Raw genomic sequence first — 19,896 nt, forward strand, 5'->3', positions numbered from 1 at the left:
GTTCCCGCGTGAACCGGCGTCTGCTCGTCACCGGGGGCAACGGCAGTCTGGGCCGCCGCGTCATGCTGCGCGCGGCGGCCCAGGGCTGGGACGCGACCGGCACCTACGTGTCGGCTCCCGCCCCGACCGCGACCGTGCACCTGGACATCCGCGACCCGGCGCAGGTCCGCCGGGTGGTGGCCGGGCTGCGCCCGGACGCGATCGTGCACACCGCCGCCGGCCGCGACCGCAACGACTGGCCGGCGACCGCCGACGGGGCCGCGCACGTGGTACTGGCGGCGGCCGGGATCCGCCTGGTGCACGTGTCCAGTGACGCGATCTTCTCCGGCCGGCTGGGGGAGTACGACGAGGACGCGCTGCCCGATCCGGTGTACGCCTACGGGGCGGCGAAGGCCGCCGCCGAGACCGCGGTCCGCGCGATCGACCCGGGCGCGGCCGTCGTGCGGACCTCCCTGATCATGGGTGACGGGCGGGGCGCGCACGAGATCCTCACCCACGACCTGATCGCGGGCCGGGTGAAGGGGGCCCTGTTCACCGACGAGATCCGCAAGCCGGTGCACGTCGACGACCTGGCCGACGCGCTGCTCGAACTCGCCGCCGGCGATCATGCCGGGGTGCTCAACGTGGCCGGCGCGGACGCGGTCAGCCGGTACGAGCTGGGGGTGCTGGTGGCCCGCCGCGACGGTCTGGACCCGGCGGCGATCCCGGCGGCGTCGCTGGCCGCGCTGGGGCTGCACCGGCCGGCGGACCTGCGGCTGGTCACCGCCCGGGCACAACGACTGCTGCGGGTACGGCTGCGCGGGGCCACGGAATTCGTTGGAAGCGTCCCGGCGTAGTCACGATACTGACGCGATGAGCACCAGCCGCACCATCCGCGTCACCGTCCGCGGGTCCTTCGACAATCTGTCCGACGCCCAGAAGGCGCAGCTGACCGCCGCCGGGGACCGGCACGCCGACATCCTCGCCGTCGAGTACACCGCCGACGGTCACCTCACCTACGACCTCGCGGCCCGGCCGTTCTTCGCGTTCCGGTTCGCCGAGCAGGTCGACGACGAGCGGGACATCCCGAAGGTGACGGCCCGGGCGGAGGCCAAGGCGGCCGCCTGGATGACCGAGCGGGGCTACGGCTTCAAGCGCATCACCTCGCAGACGGTGGACCTGTCGGAGGTTCCGCTGGGCAAACGGGGCCGCAAACTGCAGGCATGACCAGGTGACGTGACCCCGGGCTGACCGGTCGCCGGCCCGGGGTTTCTGCTGCTCCCACGGCCGGCGCAAGGCTTGATCCGTACTTGAGGAGAAATTCTCGGTGCAACCAAGCGGCAACCAAGAGTGCCCATAGGTTGCACCCGTAGCCGCGAAAAGTTCCCCCTGTCAGCCGGTCAGCCGACACAGGGGGAATCGAAAATGACCGCATCCGTCCAGCTCAAGTCCGTCACCCGCGTTCAGGAAGATCTCATCCGCGAAAACATGGCGCTGGTCGGTCACATGGTCCGCGAGATGCTGTTCAAGGTGCCGCCGCACGTGCACCGCGACGATCTCGCCTCGGCCGGCTACGCCGCGCTGGTGACCGCCGCGCAGGCCTACGACGCCGAGCGCGGCATCCCGTTCGGCCGGTTCGCGGCCGTCCGGGTACGCGGCGCCCTGCTCGACGAGCTGCGCAGCATGGACTGGGCGAGCCGTTCGGTGCGGGCCCGGGCCCGGCGCGCCGACGTGGCTCGCGAGGAACTGACCCGCCAGCTCGGGCGTACCCCGACCGGTGAGGAACTGGCCGAGCTGCTCGGTGTCGCGGTCGGCGAACTGTCCAGCGTCAACGACGACGTGCAGCGCGCCGCGGTGCTGTCACTGCAGGGGTTCGCGGCCGGCACGGCCGAGGACATGGTCACCGACTCCTCGATGAATCCCGAGGAGATGCTGCTGCACCGGGAGCGGCTCGGTTACCTGCACGACGCGGTCAACGTGCTGCCCGAGCGGCTGCGTTACGTCGTGGAGGCCTCGTTCCTGCAGGAGCGTCCGCTGTCGGAGGTCGCCACCGAGCTGGGTGTTACCGAGTCACGGGTGTCGCAGCTGCGTACCGAGGCACTGGCCCTGCTGCGCGACGGCCTCAACACCCACATGGAGCAGAAGCGGTCGCCGGCGGCCAAGGACGGTTGCGTGGCCCGGCGCCGGGCCGCCTACGCCGCGCAGATCGCGGCCCGCTCCACGATGAGCACCCGGCTGTCGGCCACCGACGTGCACGGTCAAAGCCTGGCCGCCGCCGCCTGATGCGCGGCCGGTCCTGGTCCCCGGCGGGGCTGCCGCGCCTTGTGCGCTGCGGCCCCGCCTGCTTTTGCTTCCGCCGCGGTACGGGCTTCCGCTGTGGTACGGGTCAGACAGCCCCGCGCAGGTAGACGTCCTCCAGGCCGTCCTCCGGGTCCCACTGCTCGCCGATCTTGCGGAAGCCGAAGCCCGCGATCACCTTCTTCGAGCCGATGTTGTCCGGCCGGATGCTCGCGCGTACCGCCGTGACCCGCGCATCGGCGTCGGCGCGTTCCAGCAGCAGCGCCAGCATCGCCCGGGCGTAGCCGCGCCGCCGGTACTCCGGTGCGACCGTGTAGGCGACCTCGACCACCCCACCGGCATCGGGCGGCCCGTGGAAGCCGCCATGGCCCACGATCACGCCTTCGGGTTCGGCTATCACCGCACGCGCGATCCACTCCGCGGCCTCCGGATCACGTCGGATGTCGTCGAGGCGGATCTCCCACAGCCAGTTCTCCTCGACCAGGAACGGTGTCAGCGGATGGCCGGCCGCCCTGCTCGCGGCGTCGAGGTCACCGGCGACGAGCGCGGCCAGGACGGTGGGGGAGAGCTTGAGGAAGCGGATGGACGCCATGGCCGCATGATCACACACGGTGGTGACCTCCGGCACCGATCGGTTGTGCACAACTAAATTGGGCACTACTGTTTCGGCATGCGAGAGAGCACCGCCCTCGACCGGATGATCTGCTTCCAGCTCTACGCGGCCAGCCGGGCGATGACCGCGCTCTACCGGCCCCACCTCGAACCCCACGGCCTCACCTACCCCCAATACCTCGTCATGCGCGTCCTCTGGCACGACGGACCCACCACGATCCGTGACCTCGGCCGCACCCTCAAACTCGACAGCGGCACCCTCAGCCCCCTGCTCAAACGCCTCGAAACCCAGGGCCACCTACGCCGCGAACGCGCCACCCACGACGAACGCACCGTCTGGATCCACCCCACCGACACCGGCACCCGGCTCCAGACCGACATCGGCGACCTCACCCAGACCCTCGCCTGCGCCACCGGCCTCACCACCGACGAACTCACCCAACTGCACACCCTGCTGCACCGCGCCCTGCGAAAGGACCCCTCATGAGCACCCTCTACACCGCATCCGCCACCGCCACCGGCGACGGCCGCAGCGGCCACGTCCGCTCCAGCGACGGCGTCCTCGACCTCGACCTCGCCGTCCCCAAGGACCTCGGCGGCCCCGGCGGCGCCCTCACCAACCCCGAACAACTCTTCGCCGCCGGCTACGCCGCCTGCTTCCACAGCGCCGTCAAGCGCGTCGCCGCCCACCAGAAGATCACCCTCACCGACACCGCCATCACCGTCGACATCGGCATCGGCCCCCTGCCCACCGGCGGCTTCGGCCTCTCCGCCACCATCGAAGCCGAACTCCCCGGCCTCGACCAGACCACCGCCAAAGCCGTCCTCGACGCCGCCCACCAGCTCTGCCCCTACAGCAACGCCACCCGCGGCAACATCGACGTCAAGCTCCACCTCGCCTGACCCGCACACCACGAATGGCCGGGCCCCGCGCACCCACGCGGCGACCCGGCCATTCGCACACCCACCGGCCCCGGCTACGACCGCGGCGAACGCCGCCCGGCAATCCCACCGGCCCCGGCTACAGCCGCGGCGAACGCCGCTCGGCAATCCACGCCGTACCGAAATCAACAAGAGCCCGCTGCGACATCAACCGCGACTCCGCATCACCGACCCGGCCCACCACCACCGGCCCGGCCGCCTCGAACGCCGCACCCACCTCATCGAAATCGCAGATGTCGGTCTCCGGCGCCGACCACGTCACCCACCGCACCGAACCATCCGCGTCCCGCACCGCCGCCGCACTGTCACACATCGACGGCTGATCCTGCCGCACCTCCGCCAGATGCAACGACGTGTTGTTCGCATGCCCGCACCCGATCAGCAACACCTTGCCGTCCAACCGGTACACCGCACCCAGCGGCGACCCGTCACCCAGCTCGTCAGCCAGCGGATGCTCCGCCACGATCTCCGCCGCCCGCGCACCCACCGCCGCCACCGACACCTGCGGATGCCCACTACGCACCGCCCCCGGCCACGTCCGCACCGACTCCGCCAGAGCACCCATCCACCGGCTCGGCGACAACACCCGGTCGTACCCCGGATTCTCAGCCCTGATCACCGGCCACCACGACTCCGGCACCGGCGGATTACGCCACCCCGCCGGATCCGAGTTGTACGACGTGTGCGCCGGCACCACCAACGTCCCCTCCGGCCCCAGCACCTCCAGCAGCGCATGAACCACCGCCTGCACATGACCGGCCACGAACCCGATCGACCGCAAGGACGAATGCACCATCACGACGTCCCCGACCACCAACCCCAGCGTCCGCAGATCAGCAGCCAGCGACGTGACCGTGTGCGGCGATTCCTGATTCACCGCGCCAGTATCCCGACACCCCCGCCCACTGTCGCCGCAATAATCGACCGGCCCATCACCCAACGCCACCAGCAGCGACCGACGGCGACAACCGGCCGGCCCCCAGCCGCCGGTACGCCAGAACCAGCACCGACACCACGACCAGCGCACCGATCACATCACTGACCAGCATCAGCCACCCCGGCGCCGCCTCATACGGCGGAGCCAGGAACGCCGCACCCGCCGCCGACACCAGACACGCACCCCACACCGCCAGCACATGCCGCTCCGACACCGACCACCGCACCACCAGCACGACAACCGCGACCAGCACCGCCACCCGCAGACCCGTACCCCACCAATCCGTACCGAAAAACCACGTCGCCAACTGAACCCCCAGCACCCCGGCACCCAGAACCAACGGACCCGGACCACCCTCCCGCCGCCGCCGCGCACCACCACGCCACCACAGCGCCGCCCCCACCAGCACCACCACCGCCGACACCACAAAACCCACCTGCACCGCCGACGGGTCATAACCGGTGTCCGACCGGATCAGCAGACTCGCCACCACATACAGCACCGCCAGCCCCGCCACCCCCCACCGGCCGAGCCACGGCTCACGACGCCGCCGCGGACTCGAACACGCCTCCACCACCGCGATCGGCGCACAAATGCTCAACCACACGTGATTGCCGACGAAATCGAACAACTGCTCCGCACTGAACCCCAGCACCGGAACCAGCGTCCGCGCCGCCGACTCGTTCCACCCGGCGAACTGCGTACCGGCCAGCGCCCCACGGTCGAACAACGACACATCGACCAGCCCCGCCTGCACCAGCCCGAACGCCGCCGCCAGCAACGCCATCGACGGCCACCCACCACCACGGCGCCGCACCACCTCACGGATCAGCACCGCCGCACTGCCGTACAACGGACCCAGGAACAGCAGCACCACCGGATAGTCGACGACCGTGAACCCACCCCACACGCACTCGGCACACCACGTCGCCAGCACCCACAACGCCAATACCCGCATGCCGACCACCGTGCCGCCACCCGGCCGCCACATCCAGTCACCGAAAGTCGACGATCTCCGTCATCGGTATCGACCCGCCGACAGACGAAAGTCAGCCACAACGACAACCGCCGCACCCCGGACAGGGGAGCGGCGGCCATCAGCAACGGGCATCACACCCGTACCAGCTCAATCGTCGTCGTCCTCACCGCCACCATCGTCATCGTCGTCGTCACCCTGATCGCCACCCGGGCAACCGGTCAGCGTCAGCAACGTCGCCGCACCACCGGCCACCAGCAGCACCCGCCCGAACAGCGACCGCCGGTTGAACTTCTCCTCGCTCATGCCCGGGATTCTGACAGACCGATGTCAACCCAACTCGCTCAACACCCGATTCGTCCGATTCGCCTGAACCGCCGCACGCTGCTGCTCCGCCGTCACCTCGATGTACGACTGCGACGTCGCCAACGACGCATGCCCCAGCAACCGCATGATCTCCGACGCGTTCGCCCCGTCCTCCGCCAGCCGCGTCGCGAACGTATGCCGCAACGCATGCAACTGCGCACCCCGCGGCACCCGGTCACCGATCCCCGCCCGCCGGTAACACGAACGCACCAGATACTGCAGACCACCCCGCTGCAACGCCACCCCACGCCGATCCACCAGCAGGGGAGCGGTCGCCCCCACCCGCCCGAACCGCACCCGCCGGCTCTCCAGATACCGCACCACCGCGGCATCCAGCCCGTCCTCGATCGGCACCGTCCGCGGACGCCCGCCCTTACCGGCCACCTCCACCCGCCGCTCACCGGCACGCCCGCTCACCGAACCCACCCGCAGCGCCAGCATCTCCGACAGCCGCAGACCGGCACACAACGCCAACGCCAGCACCACCACATCCCGCTCCGGCCACGGATCACGCTGCGTATCGTCCTTACGGCTCACCGCCCGCAACAGCACCTCCGGCGTGTCCTCACCCCGCAACGGCTTCGGAATCAGTGCCGTCTGCCTCGGCTTGTCCACCGCCGACATCGGGTTCCCCGGGATCACCTGCTCCGTGACCAGAAACGAGAAGAACGCATTCCACGACGACCAGGCCCGCGATACCGACGCGGGGGAGCGGGTCGCCGCGAACCGGGCGAACGCCCCCCGGAGCACGCGAGGGGAGAGGTCACTCACCGTGAGCGGGGCAGGCTCCGCCAGCCGGACCACCGAACCCAGATCCCTGCGGTACGCGTCCAGCGTGTGCACGGAAGGCTTACGCGTGGCCCGCGCCGCCAGGAACTCGCCGATCAACTCAGTGATTGACATCTGCTGCATAAGGGATATTATGCAGCATTTTCTACAGTTCGTGCACTTCAAGGCCAAGACCAAACCTGCTCGCGCAGTAAGTCACGTTGCACGCAGTTCGCCCGTTTTGCTCTCTGAAGGCAGCCGTGCTGGCACGTCAAACCCCGCGCAAGGCCAGGCCTGGCCGGCTGGGGAGCGGAGGATCAACCCGCGCACCAGCCCTGGAGATATGCCTTCTCCTGCACCGCGACGAGCCGGTTCGCGCATTTCACAAAGTAGAGCCGTCGCCCTTGGCAAGCTTCTGGGCCGTTCCGGCGGCCTGCACGAGGCCCGTGCATTCCCAAGCTCCTTGGCGAGCGGGTCCAGCCATCGGCAGTGGCAGACGGTTCGCGACTGCAATCGCCGACGGCGCCTGGCGGCGATCCACGGCGGTGCTTCGGGGTGCCGGTCATATCCGCAAAGCCCCAGGTGCGCTGCGATCGCGTGCTGTGCCCGGCTGAACGATGGGGCTTCGTGTGTTCAGCACCGTGTGGCGTCTTCAGTGGCGCTGGGGAGGGTGCGGTGCCACCCCTTCCGGCGCTTGGTTGACATAATATTGATTATCGACCTGAGAAATATCGTGGTACCGACCCCACCTGGACGCCCTGCTGGGTTGGGCGCCTTCCGCGCCGAAAGGCGACCTGACAGGGCTCGTTCTCCGCATCTGATGACCATCGAGTGTTCTCGTGTGCCGAGGGGCCTGACGAGACCTTGACGATCGATTCGGCGGTTGCACACCTCCACAACCGCTCGGCACCGACAAGCTCACCGGACACCGTGAAGTCTGCGGTCGGCGCGCACCAGCCCTGGAGATGCGCCGCCTCCTGCGTCGCGACGCGATGTCCGCGTGTTTTGCCTTCCCCGCTCACGCGTCTCCCTTCCGCGCACCGCCGCCGCATGGCGCGCGGTTCACCCGGCGGAGGTGTCCACCTCTCCCCCGGCTCGCAAGTAACGACGACGCTGGAGTGTCACTTTGGGTAATCGCCGTGCGGTGCAGTGCTGGCCGCTGCGGCGCCTTGATCATCGGAATACAGGACCGGTCCGGATGGTGACGTCTCCTGCGATTTACACCGGGATCTGCGCAGGAGGCCTGGTAGTTGCGCTTGCGAACGGGTCGTCTACTCGCGGTGGGCGACACCGCGACGGAGGCGCGACGCTCCAGACGTCGACTTTACTCAGGGTGACTTCATCGTGTCGTAGCCCGGTGCGATGTTGCCGAGTGCGCCCGGTGGCCGAAGCGTGGCGGCGGTCGTTCGACCCACACGGCTTCGGGTCAGTCCGCCACCTGCAACCCGAAGCCGATCGGGTTCTCATCCCGCCGGCGCTCGGCGATCAGATCCCGGTCGAAGTCGTTCAGGAAGTACAGCCCGTCCAGCTCTGTAGGCGTCAGCCCGGCGAGGAACCGGCCGCCTGCTCATCAACCGCGCCGTGGCCTCATCCAGCGGGGTAGACCTCGAACGTGATACCGAACCGCTCGCCGAACGCGTGCAGAGCGGCCGGTTCGCCGAAGACGTACCGCCCGGGCAGGGGCTCGCCGTCGATGTCGATCAGAGCCCACCGCTTCGGTACGGCCGGTGCAGTGAACGCGTCCATGTTCTCGAAGAAGGGCATCTGGTCGAGGTAGTCGCCGCCGCGGTGCTCGACCGTCCACTCGACCAGCTCGCCGTTGAGGCGGAACCGCAGCACGTCGTAACCCTTCGCGGCCTCGACGATTTCGACGTCGGCGACCGTGACCAGGCCGTCGGTGCACGCGGTCAGTTCCTCGAACGCCCCCTTGTAGCCGGAGACCAGGTCGTCGACGTCGTCACTGTGCACCTCGAAGCCGACCTGCAGGCCGATCAGCACACCGACCGCCACCTCGGCCTCGGTGTCACCGCCGCCGTACTCCGACAGCGGACGATCCGACCAGTCCGACAGGACCGCGGCCTTCTCGGCGGTCACCAGCCGCAGTGTGATCGCGCTGTCGACGACATCGCGCACGGTAGGTTCGGTGGCCACGGCACCTCCGGGTCGGGCCGGCAAGACGATCACCGCACCCTACAACCGCAGGCCGTACGCCGCTGTCCCGCCGGACGGCGCGTCCTGCGGGTCGACGCCCTCGTATGCGATGGTGCGCGTTCGCCGGACGGCGCCGGTGGGTCAGGCGTATCCGTAGGAATAGACGCCGCCGTTCGCTTCGGTGGCTGTCCGGCACAGGCGGTGCAGGTCGGTGGCGAAGGTGCGGAGGCGGTCCGGGTTGCGCTCGGCGAAGTACGGGAACTGCGCCCAGGCCGGGACCAGGCTGTGCAGGTGCTCGATGTCGGTGTCTGCGATGGCCCGGACCAGGATCGGCGGCACCCGGAGAATGACCCTCCGCTCGTCCGGGGTGGCGTCGATGCGATGCTCCCAGTCTTCGAGGTCGATGTCGGTGTCGCTACCCAGGATGAGACGGGCGTAGTAGCCGAGCTCCTGGGAGAACCCCACCCCGTCGTCGACCAGCTCGGAGAGTAGGCCGGCGTCCGCCGGCGACTGACCCGGATTCCCGGGCCGGTCCAGGATCGCCATGGCGGCCGCGTCGGAAGGGGCGGCGAAGTAGTCGTAGTTCATGGCGCACAAGGTAGCGGTCGCCGCGTGCCGACGGGGCGGTCGAGTACGTGGCCGGTCGGGTCGGAGTGGTTGATCCTCGGTGGCGAAGGAGCATCTGGGGCGGGAGAGGACCCGGTTCGAACATCAGCGGGAGTTTGTCCGGGCCAGGAAGCGACCTCACGGAAATATCCGCACTGGCTGGCCTGTTGCCACGACTATACCCCCAGGGGGTATATGCCGAGGACCGCCGATCGAACAAGAGGACGCAGCCATGTCACGTACCGCACCGGCAACCGCTCCAGAGGCCGGCGCACGAGCCGGTGGCCGCCTGGGCCGGGCCCTGCTCGTGATTGCGACGGCGCAGCTGATGATGGTGCTGGACGACACCGTCGCCAACGTGGCGCTGCCGAGCATCCAGGCGCAGTTCGACATGTCGGAGTCGGCGCTGCCGTGGGTGATCAACGCCTACGTCCTGGCGTTCGGCGGTCTGCTGCTGTTCGGCGGGCGGGCCGGTGACCTCTACGGCCGGCTGCGGGTGCTGCGCCTCGGCCTGATCGTCTTCACCGCCGCGTCGCTGGCCGGCGGGCTCGCGCCCACCGGTGAGCTGCTGATCGCCGCCCGCGGCATCCAGGGCGTCGGCGCTGCGCTGGTCGCCCCGAACGCGCTCGCCCTGATCGCCACCACGTTCCCGGCGGGCACACCACGCAACAAGGCCATGGCCGTCTACGGCGCGATGTCCGCCCTCGGCATCACCGGCGGCGTCCTGCTCGGCGGGCTGCTGACCGGTGCGCTGAGCTGGCGGTGGGTCCTGCTGATCAACATCCCGATCGGCATTGCCGTCCTCGCCGGCACCCGCATCCTCGTCGCCGGCGAGCGGCACACCGGCCGTCTCGACACCCTCGGCGCCGTTACGGGTACCGCCGGGTTCACCGCCCTGGCCTACGGCTTCACCCGCGCCGGCGAGTACGGCTGTACCGACCCGATCACGCTGACGGTCTTCACCTTCGCCCTCGCTGCCCTGGTCCTGTTCGTGGCGCGGCAGGCACGCAGCCGCAACCCGCTGCTGCCGCTACGGCTGCTGGCCGACCGCAACCGTTCCGGCGCCTACCTCACCGTGCTGTTCATCGGCGCCGGCCTGATGGGCACCTTCTATCTCGCCACCCTGTTCATGCAACAGGTCCTGCAGTTCGGCCCGCTGCAGGCCGGGGCCGCCGCGCTGCCGTTCGGCGCCGGCATCATCCTGGCCTCCGGCGTGGCATCCAAGCTCGTCGAAAAGCTGCCGACGCGGGCGATCACCATCCCCGGCCTGCTGATCGCGGCCGCCGGCATGTTCTGGCTGTCCGCGCTGCAGGCGAACGCCGGCTACTGGACCGACCTGATGGCGCCGCTGTTCCTCACGTCCGCCGGCTTGGGCCTGGCGTTCGTACCGATGACCCTCACCGTCGTGCACGATGTCGACCCGCGGGAGACCGGCGTGGCCTCCGCGCTGATGAACACCGCCCAGCAGATCGGCGCGGCCATCGGCTTGGCCGTCCTGACCACCGTCTCGGCCACGGCCGCCGCCACCCGGCTGCCCGACGCCGCCACAGCACTGCACACCGGACTCGCCGACGGCGACGCAGACCTGGTCGCCCACGCGGAGCAGGCGTTGAGCCACGGCTACGCCACCGCCTACCTCGCTGCCGCCGTCCTGCTGGTCGCCGCCGCCGTGCTCGTGGCCGTCACCGTCACCACCGGCACCGGCACCGGCACCCAGCAGAGATCCCCGGCCGCAGCCGATACCCACGCCGGGTGAACACCCCTTGTTGAATCACGACCGGGTAGGCGACGGGCAGGCTGAATAGCTACTCGCCGTGCTCGCACGAGTAGCGCGACGCTCAAACCCTCAGACCAAGATCACCGCTAGCGCCAGCTGCCGTTCCCATGTTTCTCGAGCGCCGGATCAGTGCCTGGCTTGTCGGCGAGTGGGAGGGGACGCCGGCGAATGTCGCTCCCGATGAGCATGACGAGATCCGCTGGTTCCGGTCCGAGGAGGTGCCGCCGCTCGCTCATGAGCTGGTGGGTTCGATGGTGGTGGAGGCGATACGTCGGCCGGTGGGTGGTTAGGGTCGGCGGATGACTGGGGCTTTCGTCGTTGAGCATGACCGGCGCTGGTTGGAGCAGGGCGCGGGGCTCGCGGGGCGGTTGCGGGAGGTGCTGGGGCCGGCTGCGGTGCGGGTGGAGCACATCGGGAGTACGTCGGTGCCGGGTATGGCGGCCAAGCCGGTGTTCGATCTGCAGGTGAGTGTGGCTGACCTGGAGGTGGCGGTCGCGGCGTTCGATGCTCCGCTGGCGGAGCTCGGGTTCCGGCGGTTGCCGTACGAGCGTGATCATGTGCCGGCGGGTTGTGGTGACGTGCCGGAGCGGTGGGTGAAGCGGTTCTGGGCTCGGCGTGCGGGTTCCGGTGTGGTGCCGGTGAATGTGCATTGCCGGGTGGTGGGGTCGCCGAACGAGCGGCTGGCGTTGTTGTTCCGGGATTGGTTCCGGGCGCATCCGGAGGCGGTTCCGGCGTATGCGGCGTTCAAGGTGGTGCTGGCGGCGGCGGTGGGTGAGGATTTGGAGCTTTACACGGATGTGAAGGATCCGGTGGTGGATCTGGTGGTGACGGTGGCTGAGGAGTGGGCGGCGGCGTCGGGGTGGGTGCCGTAGTGGGTGCGGTGGTGATTGTCGGGGATGTCGGTGGTTGTGCGCGGCAGCTGGCCGAGGCGTTGGAGCCGTGGGTGGGTGTGCCGGATGCGGTGGTGATCCAGGTGGGTGATCTGGTGGATCGTGGTCCGGACAGTGCGGGTGTGTTGCGTCTGGTCGAGGAGCGGCTGGGTGGTTCGGCGCCGCGGTGGGTGCAGTTGGTCGGCAATCATGAGTCGCCGTATCTGGGTGCGGAGCCGTTCTGGCCGGTGCCGTTGGCTGATGGGGATGCCGGTGTGTTGCGGCGGTGGTGGCTGACGGAGCGGATGCGGGTGGCGGCGGCGGTGCGGGCGGCCGATGGCGAGGAGTTTCTGTTGACCCATGCCGGGTTGTCGGTGGCGGCGTGGCGGGAGTTGGGTGGGCCGGTGACGGCGTCGACGGCGGCGGAGTTGTTGAACACGCGGCCGGAGGCGTTGTTGTGCAGTGACGGCGGGCCGTTGTGGGCGGAGGCTCCTGCGGTGTACGGGTCGTGGCTCGATGAGCGGTTGCCGTTGCCGTTCTCGCAGGTGCATGGGCATTCGGCAATTGTGGATTATGGGCGGCGGGTGTGGTTGTGCCCGGAGCGGGTGCGGCAGCGGTCGGTGGTGGACTGGGAGGCGCGGCGGACGGTGACGCGGTTGACCGGTGGCGGGTTCGTGGCAGTGGATCCGAAGCATGGCCGTTCGGGTGCGGATCGGTGGGCTCCGCTGGTGTTGCCGGGGGCGCGGCTGCTGGTGTGAGGGGTATGGCTACCTGTACCCCGGGTTGGGGCGCTGGTCGTAGTGTCTGCGGGCGCCGGCGCCGGTGTACTCGGTGGCATGAGATTCGGGTGGGGTGTTCTGGTCGCGGCGGTGTGCTGGGTGCTGGCGGCGCCGGTGCTGGTGGTGGCCGAGGTGGTGGTGGGGCTGAGCTGGGCTGCGCCGGGTTACAGCTGGGCGGGCGGCAACATCAGTGATCTGGGCAATGTGGGTTGCGGGATGTGGGATTCGTCGCGGCCGCGGTATGTGTGTTCGCCCTGGCATGCGGTGATGAATGTGGCTCTGGTCGTGGCGGCGGCTCTGGTGGCGGCAGGTCTGGTGCTGACGAGCCGGTTGTGCATGGTCGGCCGGGTGGCACGGTGGTTGATGGGTTGCGGTGCGGCGGGTCTGGGCCTGGCCGGCTGGTATCCGGCGGATGTGAACGAGAACGTGCATGTTCTCGGGGCGTTTCTGGTGTTCGTGTGCGGCAATGCGGGCCTGGTGCTGGCGGGTCGGCGGGTGGGCGGCCGGTGGGGTGCGGTCACGGTGGTGCTGGGTGCGGCCGGTCTGGTGGCGACGGTTTTGTTCGTGGCGCGGCCGGGGCTGGGTGTGGGTCCGGGTGTGATGGAGCGGCTGGCGGTCTATCCGTTGTGGGTGTGGGCCTGTGTCGCGGGTGTGCGGCTGCTGGTGCTGGGTGCGCAGTCATCGGGTGCGGTGCCGCGGGATGTTGTCGCGGCGGGCCGGTGATCGCCGGCGGGTACAGGCGCCGGCTCGTACAGTTGCCGGCCGGAGGTGGTCGGGGTGTCGTTGCGGCGGGCGGTGTGCGGGCCGGGTGGGCCGGATCGGGTGTTGCCGCCGGAGGTGGTGGATCTGCTGGTGGCGGTGCAGGCGCCGGCGCGGCTGGGGGCGCATCTGCGGTTGGTGTACGACGTGGCCTGTGAGGTGACGGGCTGGTTGTCGTCGGCGCATCCGGAGCTGGTCGTGGATGTGGGGGCGGTGTTGTTCGGGGCGGCGACTCACGACGTCGGCAAGGTGGTGTTCCGGCAGGAGTTGTCGGTGCCGGGTTCGCGGCATGAGGCGGCCGGTCGGCAGTTGTTGCTGGCGAGGGGTTTCCCGGAGCGGCTGGCGCGGTTCGCCGGGTCGCACGGTTCCTGGCGTGCCGACGGTGTCGGGGTGGAGGATCTGCTGGTCAGCGTGGCCGACAAGGTGTGGAAGGGTGCGCGGGTCGAAGATCTGGAGCAGTTGCTGGTGGAGCGGATCGCGGCGGCGTCGGGGGTGCCGGTGTGGGAGGCGTTCGTGTCGCTGGACGACTGCCTGCAGGGTTTGGCGGAGGCCGCGGATCGGCGATTGGCATTTCAGAACGGGTTCGCGGTCTAGCAGGATGGCCGGATGCGTATCGCGGTGATCTCCGACGTGCACGGCAATCTGCCGGCATTGGATGCTGTTGTGGCGGCGATCGGATCGGCGGGGGTGGACCTGGTCGTCAATTGCGGGGACCTGCTGTCGGGTTATGTGGATCCGGTGGGTACGGCGGACCGGTTGATGGCGCTGGGGTTCGCGACGGTGGCGGGCAATCATGAGCGGCAGGTGCTGACGTTCGGGCCGGAACGGATCGGGATGGCGGATCGGCTGACCCGGCAGGCTCTCTCGGAAGATCATCTGCAGTGGTTGCGATCGCTGCCGGCGGTCCTCTCCCCCGCTGCGGGGGTGCTGGCCTTTCACGGCGCGCCCGGCGACGACCTGCGGTATCTGTTGCACACGGTGGAGCCGTCGGGGGTGCGTGACGCCGGCGTCGACGAGGTGGTGGAACGTCTCGGTGACGTGGACGGCTACGGGTTGCTGTTGTGCGGGCACACGCATCTGCGGGGGTCGTTGCGTCTGCCGGGTGGGGCGCTGGTGGTGAATCCGGGCAGTGTGGGGTGGCCGGCGTATGAGGATGACGCGCCGTTCCCGCATCGGATGGAGTCGGGGTCGCCGCATGCGTGGTTCGCGATCGCCGATGACGTGTCGGGGCGGTGGGAGGCGTCGTTCCATGCGGTGCCGTACGACTGGGAGTCGGCGGCGGTGCTGGCGGAGGGTTTCGGGCGTCCGGATGTCGCCGGGGCGTTGCGGACGGGCCGGGTGGCGTGATGGCGGTGCGGTGGGTGACCGGCTTTCTGGACACGCCGTCGCGGGTCGCGGAGCCGTTCTGGGCGGCGGTGACGGGCTGGTCGTTGTCGCCGCGGCGTGGTGGCGGGGCGTTCGCGACGCTGGTGCCGGGGTCGGGGGACGCGTGCCTGCGGGTACAGGTGGTCGGCGGCGGGCGGGCGGGGGCGCATGTGGACCTGCATGTCGACGACGTCGGCGAGGCGGCGGCCGGGGCGGTGGCGGCGGGGGCGGTGGTGACGTTCGCCGAGCCGGGTCTGGTGGTGCTGCGCTCCCCTGCCGGGATCGGGTTCTGTCTGGTGTCGTGGCGTGGCGAGAGTGTGCGGCCGGTGCCGGTGCGGTGGCCGGGCGGGCAGTGCAGCGTCGTCGATCAGGTGTGCCTGGACGTGCCGGACGCGGCGTACGAACGGGAGGCACGGTTCTGGGCGGCGGTCACCGGGTGGCAGTTGCGGGCGTCGGACCTGCCGGAGTTCTCGTATCTGCAGCGGCCGGCGGGGATGGCGGTGCGGTTGCTGTTGCAGCGTGTCGGGGCCGGTCCGGCGGGGGCGCATGTGGATCTGGCGTGTGATGACGTGGAGGCCGAGGTGGCGCGGCACGTGGGGTGCGGTGCTGTGGTGGTGCGGCGGGTGCCGGGTGATTGGACGACGCTTGCCGATCCGGTGGGGCGCGAGTATTGCGTGACGGGGCGGTCGCCGTTCCCTGCATGATCACTTCGGTGTGGCGGGGGCGTTGTTGTCGGTGGGTGCTGGTAGAAAGAAGCCGCTCTCATACAAACGTACGAAGGTGGTGGGGTGATGACGGCGGCAGGCGTGGATACCGGTGGGCTGTCCGAGCAGGAGCTGCAGCAGTTCCGGGAGGCGCTGGCGGCCGGGCGTAAGCCGCGGGTGCAGTTCACCGAGTCGGCGGGGCAGATCTCCGGGCAGATCGGTCAGGTGATCGGCTTCGAGGATCCGGCGGTGTCGGACGAGTGGGTGGTGGTCAAGTTCGGGCGTGACGAGCTGCCGTTCTCCCCCGGTGATCTGCGGGTCGCGCCGAAGGGTCCGGTGCCCAAGAAGGTGGTGGCGCCCGCGCCGGAGCCGGTCGAGCCGGTGCTGTCCGGGCCGGAGTTCCTGATCGACAAGCCGTTGCCGCCGAAACCGCCCGCCCCGCGCAGGAGTGAGGAAGCTGTGGTGAAGGAGAAGGAGGGCGGCGAGGTGGCGGCTCCGCGTAAGGCGGCCCGGCCGGTGAAGGCGAAACCGTCGCCGGGTCTGACGGTGACGCTGGCCTACGGTGAGGGTGAGTGGACGGTGGCGGCCAACCAGGGTGCCAAGGCGCTGGCGCGGCCCTACGTGATCCGTCCGGCCGAGGCGTTGCGGATGGTGTCGCTGATCGACGTGCCCGGGGTGCAGGAGGCGGTCGAGCAGATCGTGGCCTCCGAGCGGGCCGAGGCCGAGCAGCAGGCGCAGCGGCTGCGGGAGCAGTTGGCCGAGGTGGAGGCCCGCCTGGCCGAGTTGGGCGAGGCGGGCTGATCGACGTGTCGCCGGGTTCTCAGTGGAAGTATTTGAGCCCGGCGACGCCGCAGAGCACCAGCAGCAGGCAGACGATGCGCGGCAGGCTGGCCGGCTCGTTGAGGGCGATCATGCCGACCAGGGCGGTGCCGACCGCGCCGATGCCGACCCACACGGCGTAACCGGTGCCGACGGGGATGGTCCGCAGCGCGTATCCGAGTCCGGCCATGCTCAGGACCAGGGCGGTGCCGAACACGACGGTCGGTGCGGGGCGGGTGAAGCCGGCGCTGCGGTCCAGGGCGATCGCCCAGACGGTCTCCAGCAGGCCGGAGATGATGAGAACGAGCCAGGCCACGACAGATCACCTCGTCGCGGTCGTCTTGTCAGGGCCGGGTACGACACGCACTCGTCCGGGGCGACCCCGGTGCGGGTGCCGTCTTCGACGGTAGCCACTCGACGGCGGCGGCGGGGGCGGGCAGGCTGTCGTGGTGACCGAACACACTTTCGAAAATCAGGATCTCAGTGGTGCGCAGTTGCGGATGGTGTCGCTGCGCGGGGCGCGGATGCATGCCGTCGACCTGTCCGGCGTGAAGATCACCGACGCGTGGGCGGTCGATGTCGACATCAGCGGTGAGCTGCGTGACGTGCGGCTCAACGGCGTCGACGTGATGCCGCTGGTGGAGGCCGAGCTCGACCGGATCCATCCGCAGCGGCCGAAGATGCGCCCGGTCGACGCGGCCGGCTATCGCGAGGCGTGGCGGATCCTGGAGGAGCTGTGGGCGGCCACGATCACGCGGGCGTCGGCGCTGGACGAGGAGTTGCTGCACGAGCGGGTCGACGGTGAGTGGTCGTTCATCGAGACGTTGCGGCACCTGAACTTCGGTACCGCCGCGTGGGCGTTGCGGGCGGTGCTGGGTGAGCCCGCGCCGTGGCATCGCACCGATCTGCCGCACGACGAGATGCCGGAGCTGCCGGGTCTGCCGCGTGACCGGTCGATGCGGCCGTCGCTGGCGGAGGTTCTGGCGGTGCGGGCCGGGCGGGTGGCCCGGTTCCGGGAGCTGCTCGCCGGGCTCACCGACGAGCAGCTGCAGTCCACGACGACGCCGGTGACCGAGCCGGGTTATCCGGAGCCGGACAGCTACGCGGTGACCCGCTGTCTGGGTGCGGTGATCAACGAGCATTGGGGGCACCGGCTGTACGCCGAACGTGACCTGGATGTGCTCACGGGCAGATGATCTGCGGGTTCTCCGACGCCAGCTGCCCGGCCGGGTTCGTCAGGTAGAGCCACACGTGCAGGTCGTAGTGCATCGGCATGGGCGGTGCGCCGGGCGGCGTCTGGTGCCCGGCCATCGGCCCGTCGAACGGGTTGCCGAACAGGGTGGGCCGGTCGGGGTCGGTCTTGGCGTCCTGGTCGGCGTCGGCTTTGAAGTATTCGACGCCGACCAGGCGTGGTCTGCCGTCGCGGCCGGGGACGTACAGCAGCACCTCCGGCCATACCGGGTCGATCGTGCTGTCGGCGGACAGGCCGGGGTGCGCGTAGTGCCAGCCCATGCCGGGCACGCACTGGTCGGTCGGCAGGTAGCCGGCGGCCAGGGCCTCGTCGGCGTCGCGGAACCGGCGGGTGGCGTCGGTGAGGACCTTGCGCTGGGCGGCGCTGAGTTTCGCCGGCGGCCGAGCCTGCGCGATGGCGTGCGCGGTGGCGTGCATGGTGGCGTGCACGGTTGTGGTGCCGGCCTGGCGGGCCGGTGGTGGCGGCTGCGGGGCGGCGTGCGCGGCGGTCGCGCTGCCGGTGATCAGGCAGGTCACGGCCATCGTGCAGTGGCGCAGGAACCGGGCTGCGGGAACGTGCGGGTTCGTCATGGGGTCAGCGTCGGGCACGGGCCTGGCCGATGGGGCGGGTTTCGGGCCCGGTACACCCTTCGGACCGCGGCTGATCACGGCGTGGCAGGCTGCTGACCCATGAGCGTGGGTGTCGCCGGGCAGGCGATCGTGCTGTTCGCGGTCACGAACATCGACGACATCATGATTCTGGCGCTGTTCTTCGCTCACGGTGCGGGACGGCGGCACCACACCCGTACCATCGCCGCCGGGCAGTATCTGGGGTTCGCCGGCATTCTCGTCGTCGCCGTGGCGGCCGCGTCCGGGGCGGCGCTGCTGCCGGAGAGGATGTTGCCCTACCTGGGGCTGCTCCCCCTGGCGCTGGGCGTCAAGGCCGGTGTCCAGGCGTGGCGCAGCCGCGGTCGGGCCGGTGAGGACGAACAGGCCCGGCCCGCGACCGGGATCCTGGACGTGGCGGCGGTGACGTTCGCCAACGGCGGCGACAACATCGGCGTGTACGTGCCGGTGTTCGCGACCGCCGGCGCGGCCGCCGTGACCGTGTACGTGCTGGTGTTCCTGGTGCTGGTCGGGGTGTGGGTCGCGGCGGGCCGGTTCTTCGCCGGTCGCGCGCCGGTCGCGCGGACGCTGAGCCGCTGGGGGCATGTGGTGCTCCCGGTCGTGCTGATCGCGCTGGGCCTGCTGATCCTCTCCGGGGCGTGGTAGCCCGGCCCCGCCGGGTGGCGGGGGCGTGCCGTCCGTACGGTCAAGGGGTCCAGGAGGTGGTCAGGGTGATGGTGCGCTGCCAGTGCGCCGCGTCGCCGGGGTCGTTGCCGGGCCGGTCACGCATCCGGCGGCAGATGGCGAGCATCGCGGCCTTCCGTGCCGACCAGGCGGGTTCGCTGCCGTAGGCGTCGAACAGCTGTGCCAGGGCGCCGACGTCGCCGGGGTGGTGGCGCCGGACGATCCATTCGGTCCAGGCGAGGTCCTCGATCGCCTCGCCGGGGTGGGCCCATTCCCAGTCGCAGATCGCGGTGACCTCGAACGTGTCCGGGTCCAGCAGCAGGTTGTTGGGGCCGAAATCGCCGTGCACGAGGGTCCCGCCGGGCCAGTCGACGGCCTGCACCCGGCGCAGCATCGTCGCGCACGACCGCAACACCTCAACGGCATGTCCGTTCTCCATCAGTTCTTGGCCGTGCACGCCGGGCACGTGCACGGTCTGCAGGACACCGTCGCCGGCCGACACGATCTGCGGCACCGGCAGCAGCCCGGCCAGCGCCTCCAAGGCGGACACCTCGGTGGTGAAGCGTTGCGCGGCCTGCGGGCCGGTGAACCGCTTGCGGACCACCGCCCCGTCGGTGCGGGTCTCGTGGCTGTAACCGCGCAAGTGCATATGTCTGACTCCGATCGGGG

At 70.1% G+C, this 19,896-nt stretch carries 26 protein-coding genes and 1 riboswitch; of the genes, 16 read left to right on the forward strand and 10 right to left on the reverse strand.

The window, feature by feature from the left end:
• Window positions 1-8: 8 nt before the first annotated feature.
• From AB0G04_RS11045 to AB0G04_RS11055, 3 genes are all read left to right on the forward strand, one after another.
• Window positions 9-836, forward strand: a complete 828-nt coding sequence (locus AB0G04_RS11045; RefSeq protein WP_360980178.1) for a sugar nucleotide-binding protein — start codon at window positions 9-11, stop codon at window positions 834-836.
• Window positions 837-852: 16 nt separating this feature from the next.
• On the forward strand, window positions 853-1,206 hold the full coding sequence (locus AB0G04_RS11050; RefSeq protein WP_360980181.1) for a DUF6204 family protein: 354 nt from the start codon (window positions 853-855) through the stop codon (window positions 1,204-1,206).
• A gap of 198 nt (window positions 1,207-1,404) precedes the next feature.
• Window positions 1,405-2,262, forward strand: a complete 858-nt coding sequence (locus tag AB0G04_RS11055; protein ID WP_360980184.1) for a sigma-70 family RNA polymerase sigma factor — start codon at window positions 1,405-1,407, stop codon at window positions 2,260-2,262.
• Window positions 2,263-2,365: 103 nt separating this feature from the next.
• On the opposite strand, the gene AB0G04_RS11060 is transcribed toward AB0G04_RS11055, so the two are convergent.
• Window positions 2,366-2,869 (reverse strand): GNAT family N-acetyltransferase, encoded by a 504-nt coding sequence (locus tag AB0G04_RS11060; RefSeq protein ID WP_360980187.1) that lies wholly within the window; start codon window positions 2,867-2,869, stop codon window positions 2,366-2,368.
• Between the two features lie 78 nt (window positions 2,870-2,947).
• On the opposite strand from AB0G04_RS11060, the gene AB0G04_RS11065 reads away from it, so the two are divergent.
• Window positions 2,948-3,376 carry a MarR family transcriptional regulator gene (locus AB0G04_RS11065; protein ID WP_360980190.1) on the forward strand — a complete coding sequence of 143 codons (429 nt, stop codon included), beginning with the start codon at window positions 2,948-2,950 and terminating at the stop codon, window positions 3,374-3,376.
• Window positions 3,373-3,792 carry an organic hydroperoxide resistance protein gene (locus AB0G04_RS11070; RefSeq protein ID WP_360980193.1) on the forward strand — a complete coding sequence of 140 codons (420 nt, stop codon included), beginning with the start codon at window positions 3,373-3,375 and terminating at the stop codon, window positions 3,790-3,792. The genes AB0G04_RS11065 and AB0G04_RS11070 overlap by 4 nt, the downstream gene beginning before the upstream one ends.
• Window positions 3,793-3,910: 118 nt before the next feature.
• Here the strand turns inward: AB0G04_RS11070 and AB0G04_RS11075 are convergent, their stop codons facing one another.
• The 6 genes from AB0G04_RS11075 to AB0G04_RS11100 form a co-directional block, all read right to left on the reverse strand.
• Window positions 3,911-4,708, reverse strand: coding sequence for an AAC(3) family N-acetyltransferase (locus AB0G04_RS11075; RefSeq protein WP_360980196.1), 798 nt, complete (start codon window positions 4,706-4,708; stop codon window positions 3,911-3,913).
• A 55-nt stretch (window positions 4,709-4,763) separates the two neighbouring features.
• Window positions 4,764-5,759 (reverse strand): hypothetical protein, encoded by a 996-nt coding sequence (locus AB0G04_RS11080; RefSeq protein WP_360980199.1) that lies wholly within the window; start codon window positions 5,757-5,759, stop codon window positions 4,764-4,766.
• 135 nt (window positions 5,760-5,894) lie between these two features.
• Window positions 5,895-6,050 (reverse strand): hypothetical protein, encoded by a 156-nt coding sequence (locus tag AB0G04_RS11085; RefSeq protein WP_360980202.1) that lies wholly within the window; start codon window positions 6,048-6,050, stop codon window positions 5,895-5,897.
• Between the two features lie 24 nt (window positions 6,051-6,074).
• On the reverse strand, window positions 6,075-7,022 hold the full coding sequence (locus AB0G04_RS11090) for a tyrosine-type recombinase/integrase (RefSeq protein WP_360980205.1): 948 nt from the start codon (window positions 7,020-7,022) through the stop codon (window positions 6,075-6,077).
• A gap of 1,443 nt (window positions 7,023-8,465) precedes the next feature.
• Window positions 8,466-9,029 carry a hypothetical protein gene (locus AB0G04_RS11095; RefSeq protein WP_360980208.1) on the reverse strand — a complete coding sequence of 188 codons (564 nt, stop codon included), beginning with the start codon at window positions 9,027-9,029 and terminating at the stop codon, window positions 8,466-8,468.
• 141 nt (window positions 9,030-9,170) lie between these two features.
• Window positions 9,171-9,617, reverse strand: a complete 447-nt coding sequence (locus AB0G04_RS11100) for a hypothetical protein (protein ID WP_360980211.1) — start codon at window positions 9,615-9,617, stop codon at window positions 9,171-9,173.
• Window positions 9,618-9,867: 250 nt separating this feature from the next.
• Between AB0G04_RS11100 and AB0G04_RS11105 the strand changes: the two genes are divergently transcribed.
• The 9 genes from AB0G04_RS11105 to AB0G04_RS11145 all read left to right on the forward strand — a co-directional run bounded on the left by AB0G04_RS11105 (window position 9,868) and on the right by AB0G04_RS11145 (window position 16,689).
• Window positions 9,868-11,391 (forward strand): MFS transporter, encoded by a 1,524-nt coding sequence (locus AB0G04_RS11105; RefSeq protein ID WP_360980214.1) that lies wholly within the window; start codon window positions 9,868-9,870, stop codon window positions 11,389-11,391.
• A gap of 128 nt (window positions 11,392-11,519) precedes the next feature.
• The gene (locus AB0G04_RS11110) at window positions 11,520-11,702 is read left to right on the forward strand and encodes an NUDIX domain-containing protein (RefSeq protein ID WP_360980217.1); all 183 of its coding nucleotides are present in this window, start codon (window positions 11,520-11,522) and stop codon (window positions 11,700-11,702) included.
• A gap of 9 nt (window positions 11,703-11,711) precedes the next feature.
• Entirely contained in the window at window positions 11,712-12,284 is a 573-nt protein-coding gene (locus AB0G04_RS11115) for a GrpB family protein (RefSeq protein ID WP_360980220.1), read from the forward strand.
• Window positions 12,284-13,039 (forward strand): metallophosphoesterase, encoded by a 756-nt coding sequence (locus AB0G04_RS11120; protein WP_360980223.1) that lies wholly within the window; start codon window positions 12,284-12,286, stop codon window positions 13,037-13,039. Before AB0G04_RS11115 ends, AB0G04_RS11120 begins: the two co-directional genes overlap by 1 nt.
• Window positions 13,040-13,159: 120 nt before the next feature.
• Window positions 13,160-13,783 (forward strand): DUF998 domain-containing protein, encoded by a 624-nt coding sequence (locus tag AB0G04_RS11125; RefSeq protein ID WP_360980226.1) that lies wholly within the window; start codon window positions 13,160-13,162, stop codon window positions 13,781-13,783.
• A 54-nt stretch (window positions 13,784-13,837) separates the two neighbouring features.
• The gene (locus tag AB0G04_RS11130; RefSeq protein WP_360980229.1) at window positions 13,838-14,413 is read left to right on the forward strand and encodes an HD domain-containing protein; all 576 of its coding nucleotides are present in this window, start codon (window positions 13,838-13,840) and stop codon (window positions 14,411-14,413) included.
• A 12-nt stretch (window positions 14,414-14,425) separates the two neighbouring features.
• Entirely contained in the window at window positions 14,426-15,166 is a 741-nt protein-coding gene (locus AB0G04_RS11135) for a metallophosphoesterase family protein (RefSeq protein ID WP_360980232.1), read from the forward strand.
• Window positions 15,166-15,888: a VOC family protein gene (locus tag AB0G04_RS11140; RefSeq protein ID WP_360980235.1), complete on the forward strand. Its 723-nt coding sequence runs from the start codon at window positions 15,166-15,168 to the stop codon at window positions 15,886-15,888. Before AB0G04_RS11135 ends, AB0G04_RS11140 begins: the two co-directional genes overlap by 1 nt.
• Before the next feature lie 87 nt (window positions 15,889-15,975).
• On the forward strand, window positions 15,976-16,689 hold the full coding sequence (locus AB0G04_RS11145) for a hypothetical protein (protein ID WP_360980238.1): 714 nt from the start codon (window positions 15,976-15,978) through the stop codon (window positions 16,687-16,689).
• A gap of 19 nt (window positions 16,690-16,708) precedes the next feature.
• On the opposite strand, the gene AB0G04_RS11150 is transcribed toward AB0G04_RS11145, so the two are convergent.
• The gene (locus AB0G04_RS11150) at window positions 16,709-17,023 is read right to left on the reverse strand and encodes an SMR family transporter (RefSeq protein ID WP_360980241.1); all 315 of its coding nucleotides are present in this window, start codon (window positions 17,021-17,023) and stop codon (window positions 16,709-16,711) included.
• Between the two features lie 13 nt (window positions 17,024-17,036).
• Window positions 17,037-17,105, reverse strand: a riboswitch (guanidine-III (ykkC-III) riboswitch).
• Between the two features lie 51 nt (window positions 17,106-17,156).
• Between AB0G04_RS11150 and AB0G04_RS11155 the strand changes: the two genes are divergently transcribed.
• Complete coding sequence (locus tag AB0G04_RS11155) at window positions 17,157-17,903, forward strand: DinB family protein (protein WP_360980244.1); 747 nt, start codon at window positions 17,157-17,159, stop codon at window positions 17,901-17,903.
• Here the strand turns inward: AB0G04_RS11155 and AB0G04_RS11160 are convergent.
• The gene (locus tag AB0G04_RS11160) at window positions 17,890-18,528 is read right to left on the reverse strand and encodes a hypothetical protein (RefSeq protein ID WP_360980247.1); all 639 of its coding nucleotides are present in this window, start codon (window positions 18,526-18,528) and stop codon (window positions 17,890-17,892) included. The two genes, AB0G04_RS11155 and AB0G04_RS11160, sit on opposite strands and share 14 nt — an antisense overlap.
• Before the next feature lie 99 nt (window positions 18,529-18,627).
• Between AB0G04_RS11160 and AB0G04_RS11165 the strand changes: the two genes are divergently transcribed.
• Window positions 18,628-19,209, forward strand: a complete 582-nt coding sequence (locus AB0G04_RS11165; protein WP_360980250.1) for a cadmium resistance transporter — start codon at window positions 18,628-18,630, stop codon at window positions 19,207-19,209.
• A 40-nt stretch (window positions 19,210-19,249) separates the two neighbouring features.
• On the opposite strand, the gene AB0G04_RS11170 is transcribed toward AB0G04_RS11165, so the two are convergent.
• A complete protein-coding gene (locus AB0G04_RS11170) occupies window positions 19,250-19,876 on the reverse strand; it encodes a phosphotransferase (protein ID WP_360980253.1) in 627 nt (208 codons plus the stop codon).
• Window positions 19,877-19,896 lie beyond the last annotated feature (20 nt).

The organism is Actinoplanes sp. NPDC023801 (assembly GCF_040639655.1).
Lineage (GTDB): Bacteria > Actinomycetota > Actinomycetes > Mycobacteriales > Micromonosporaceae > Actinoplanes.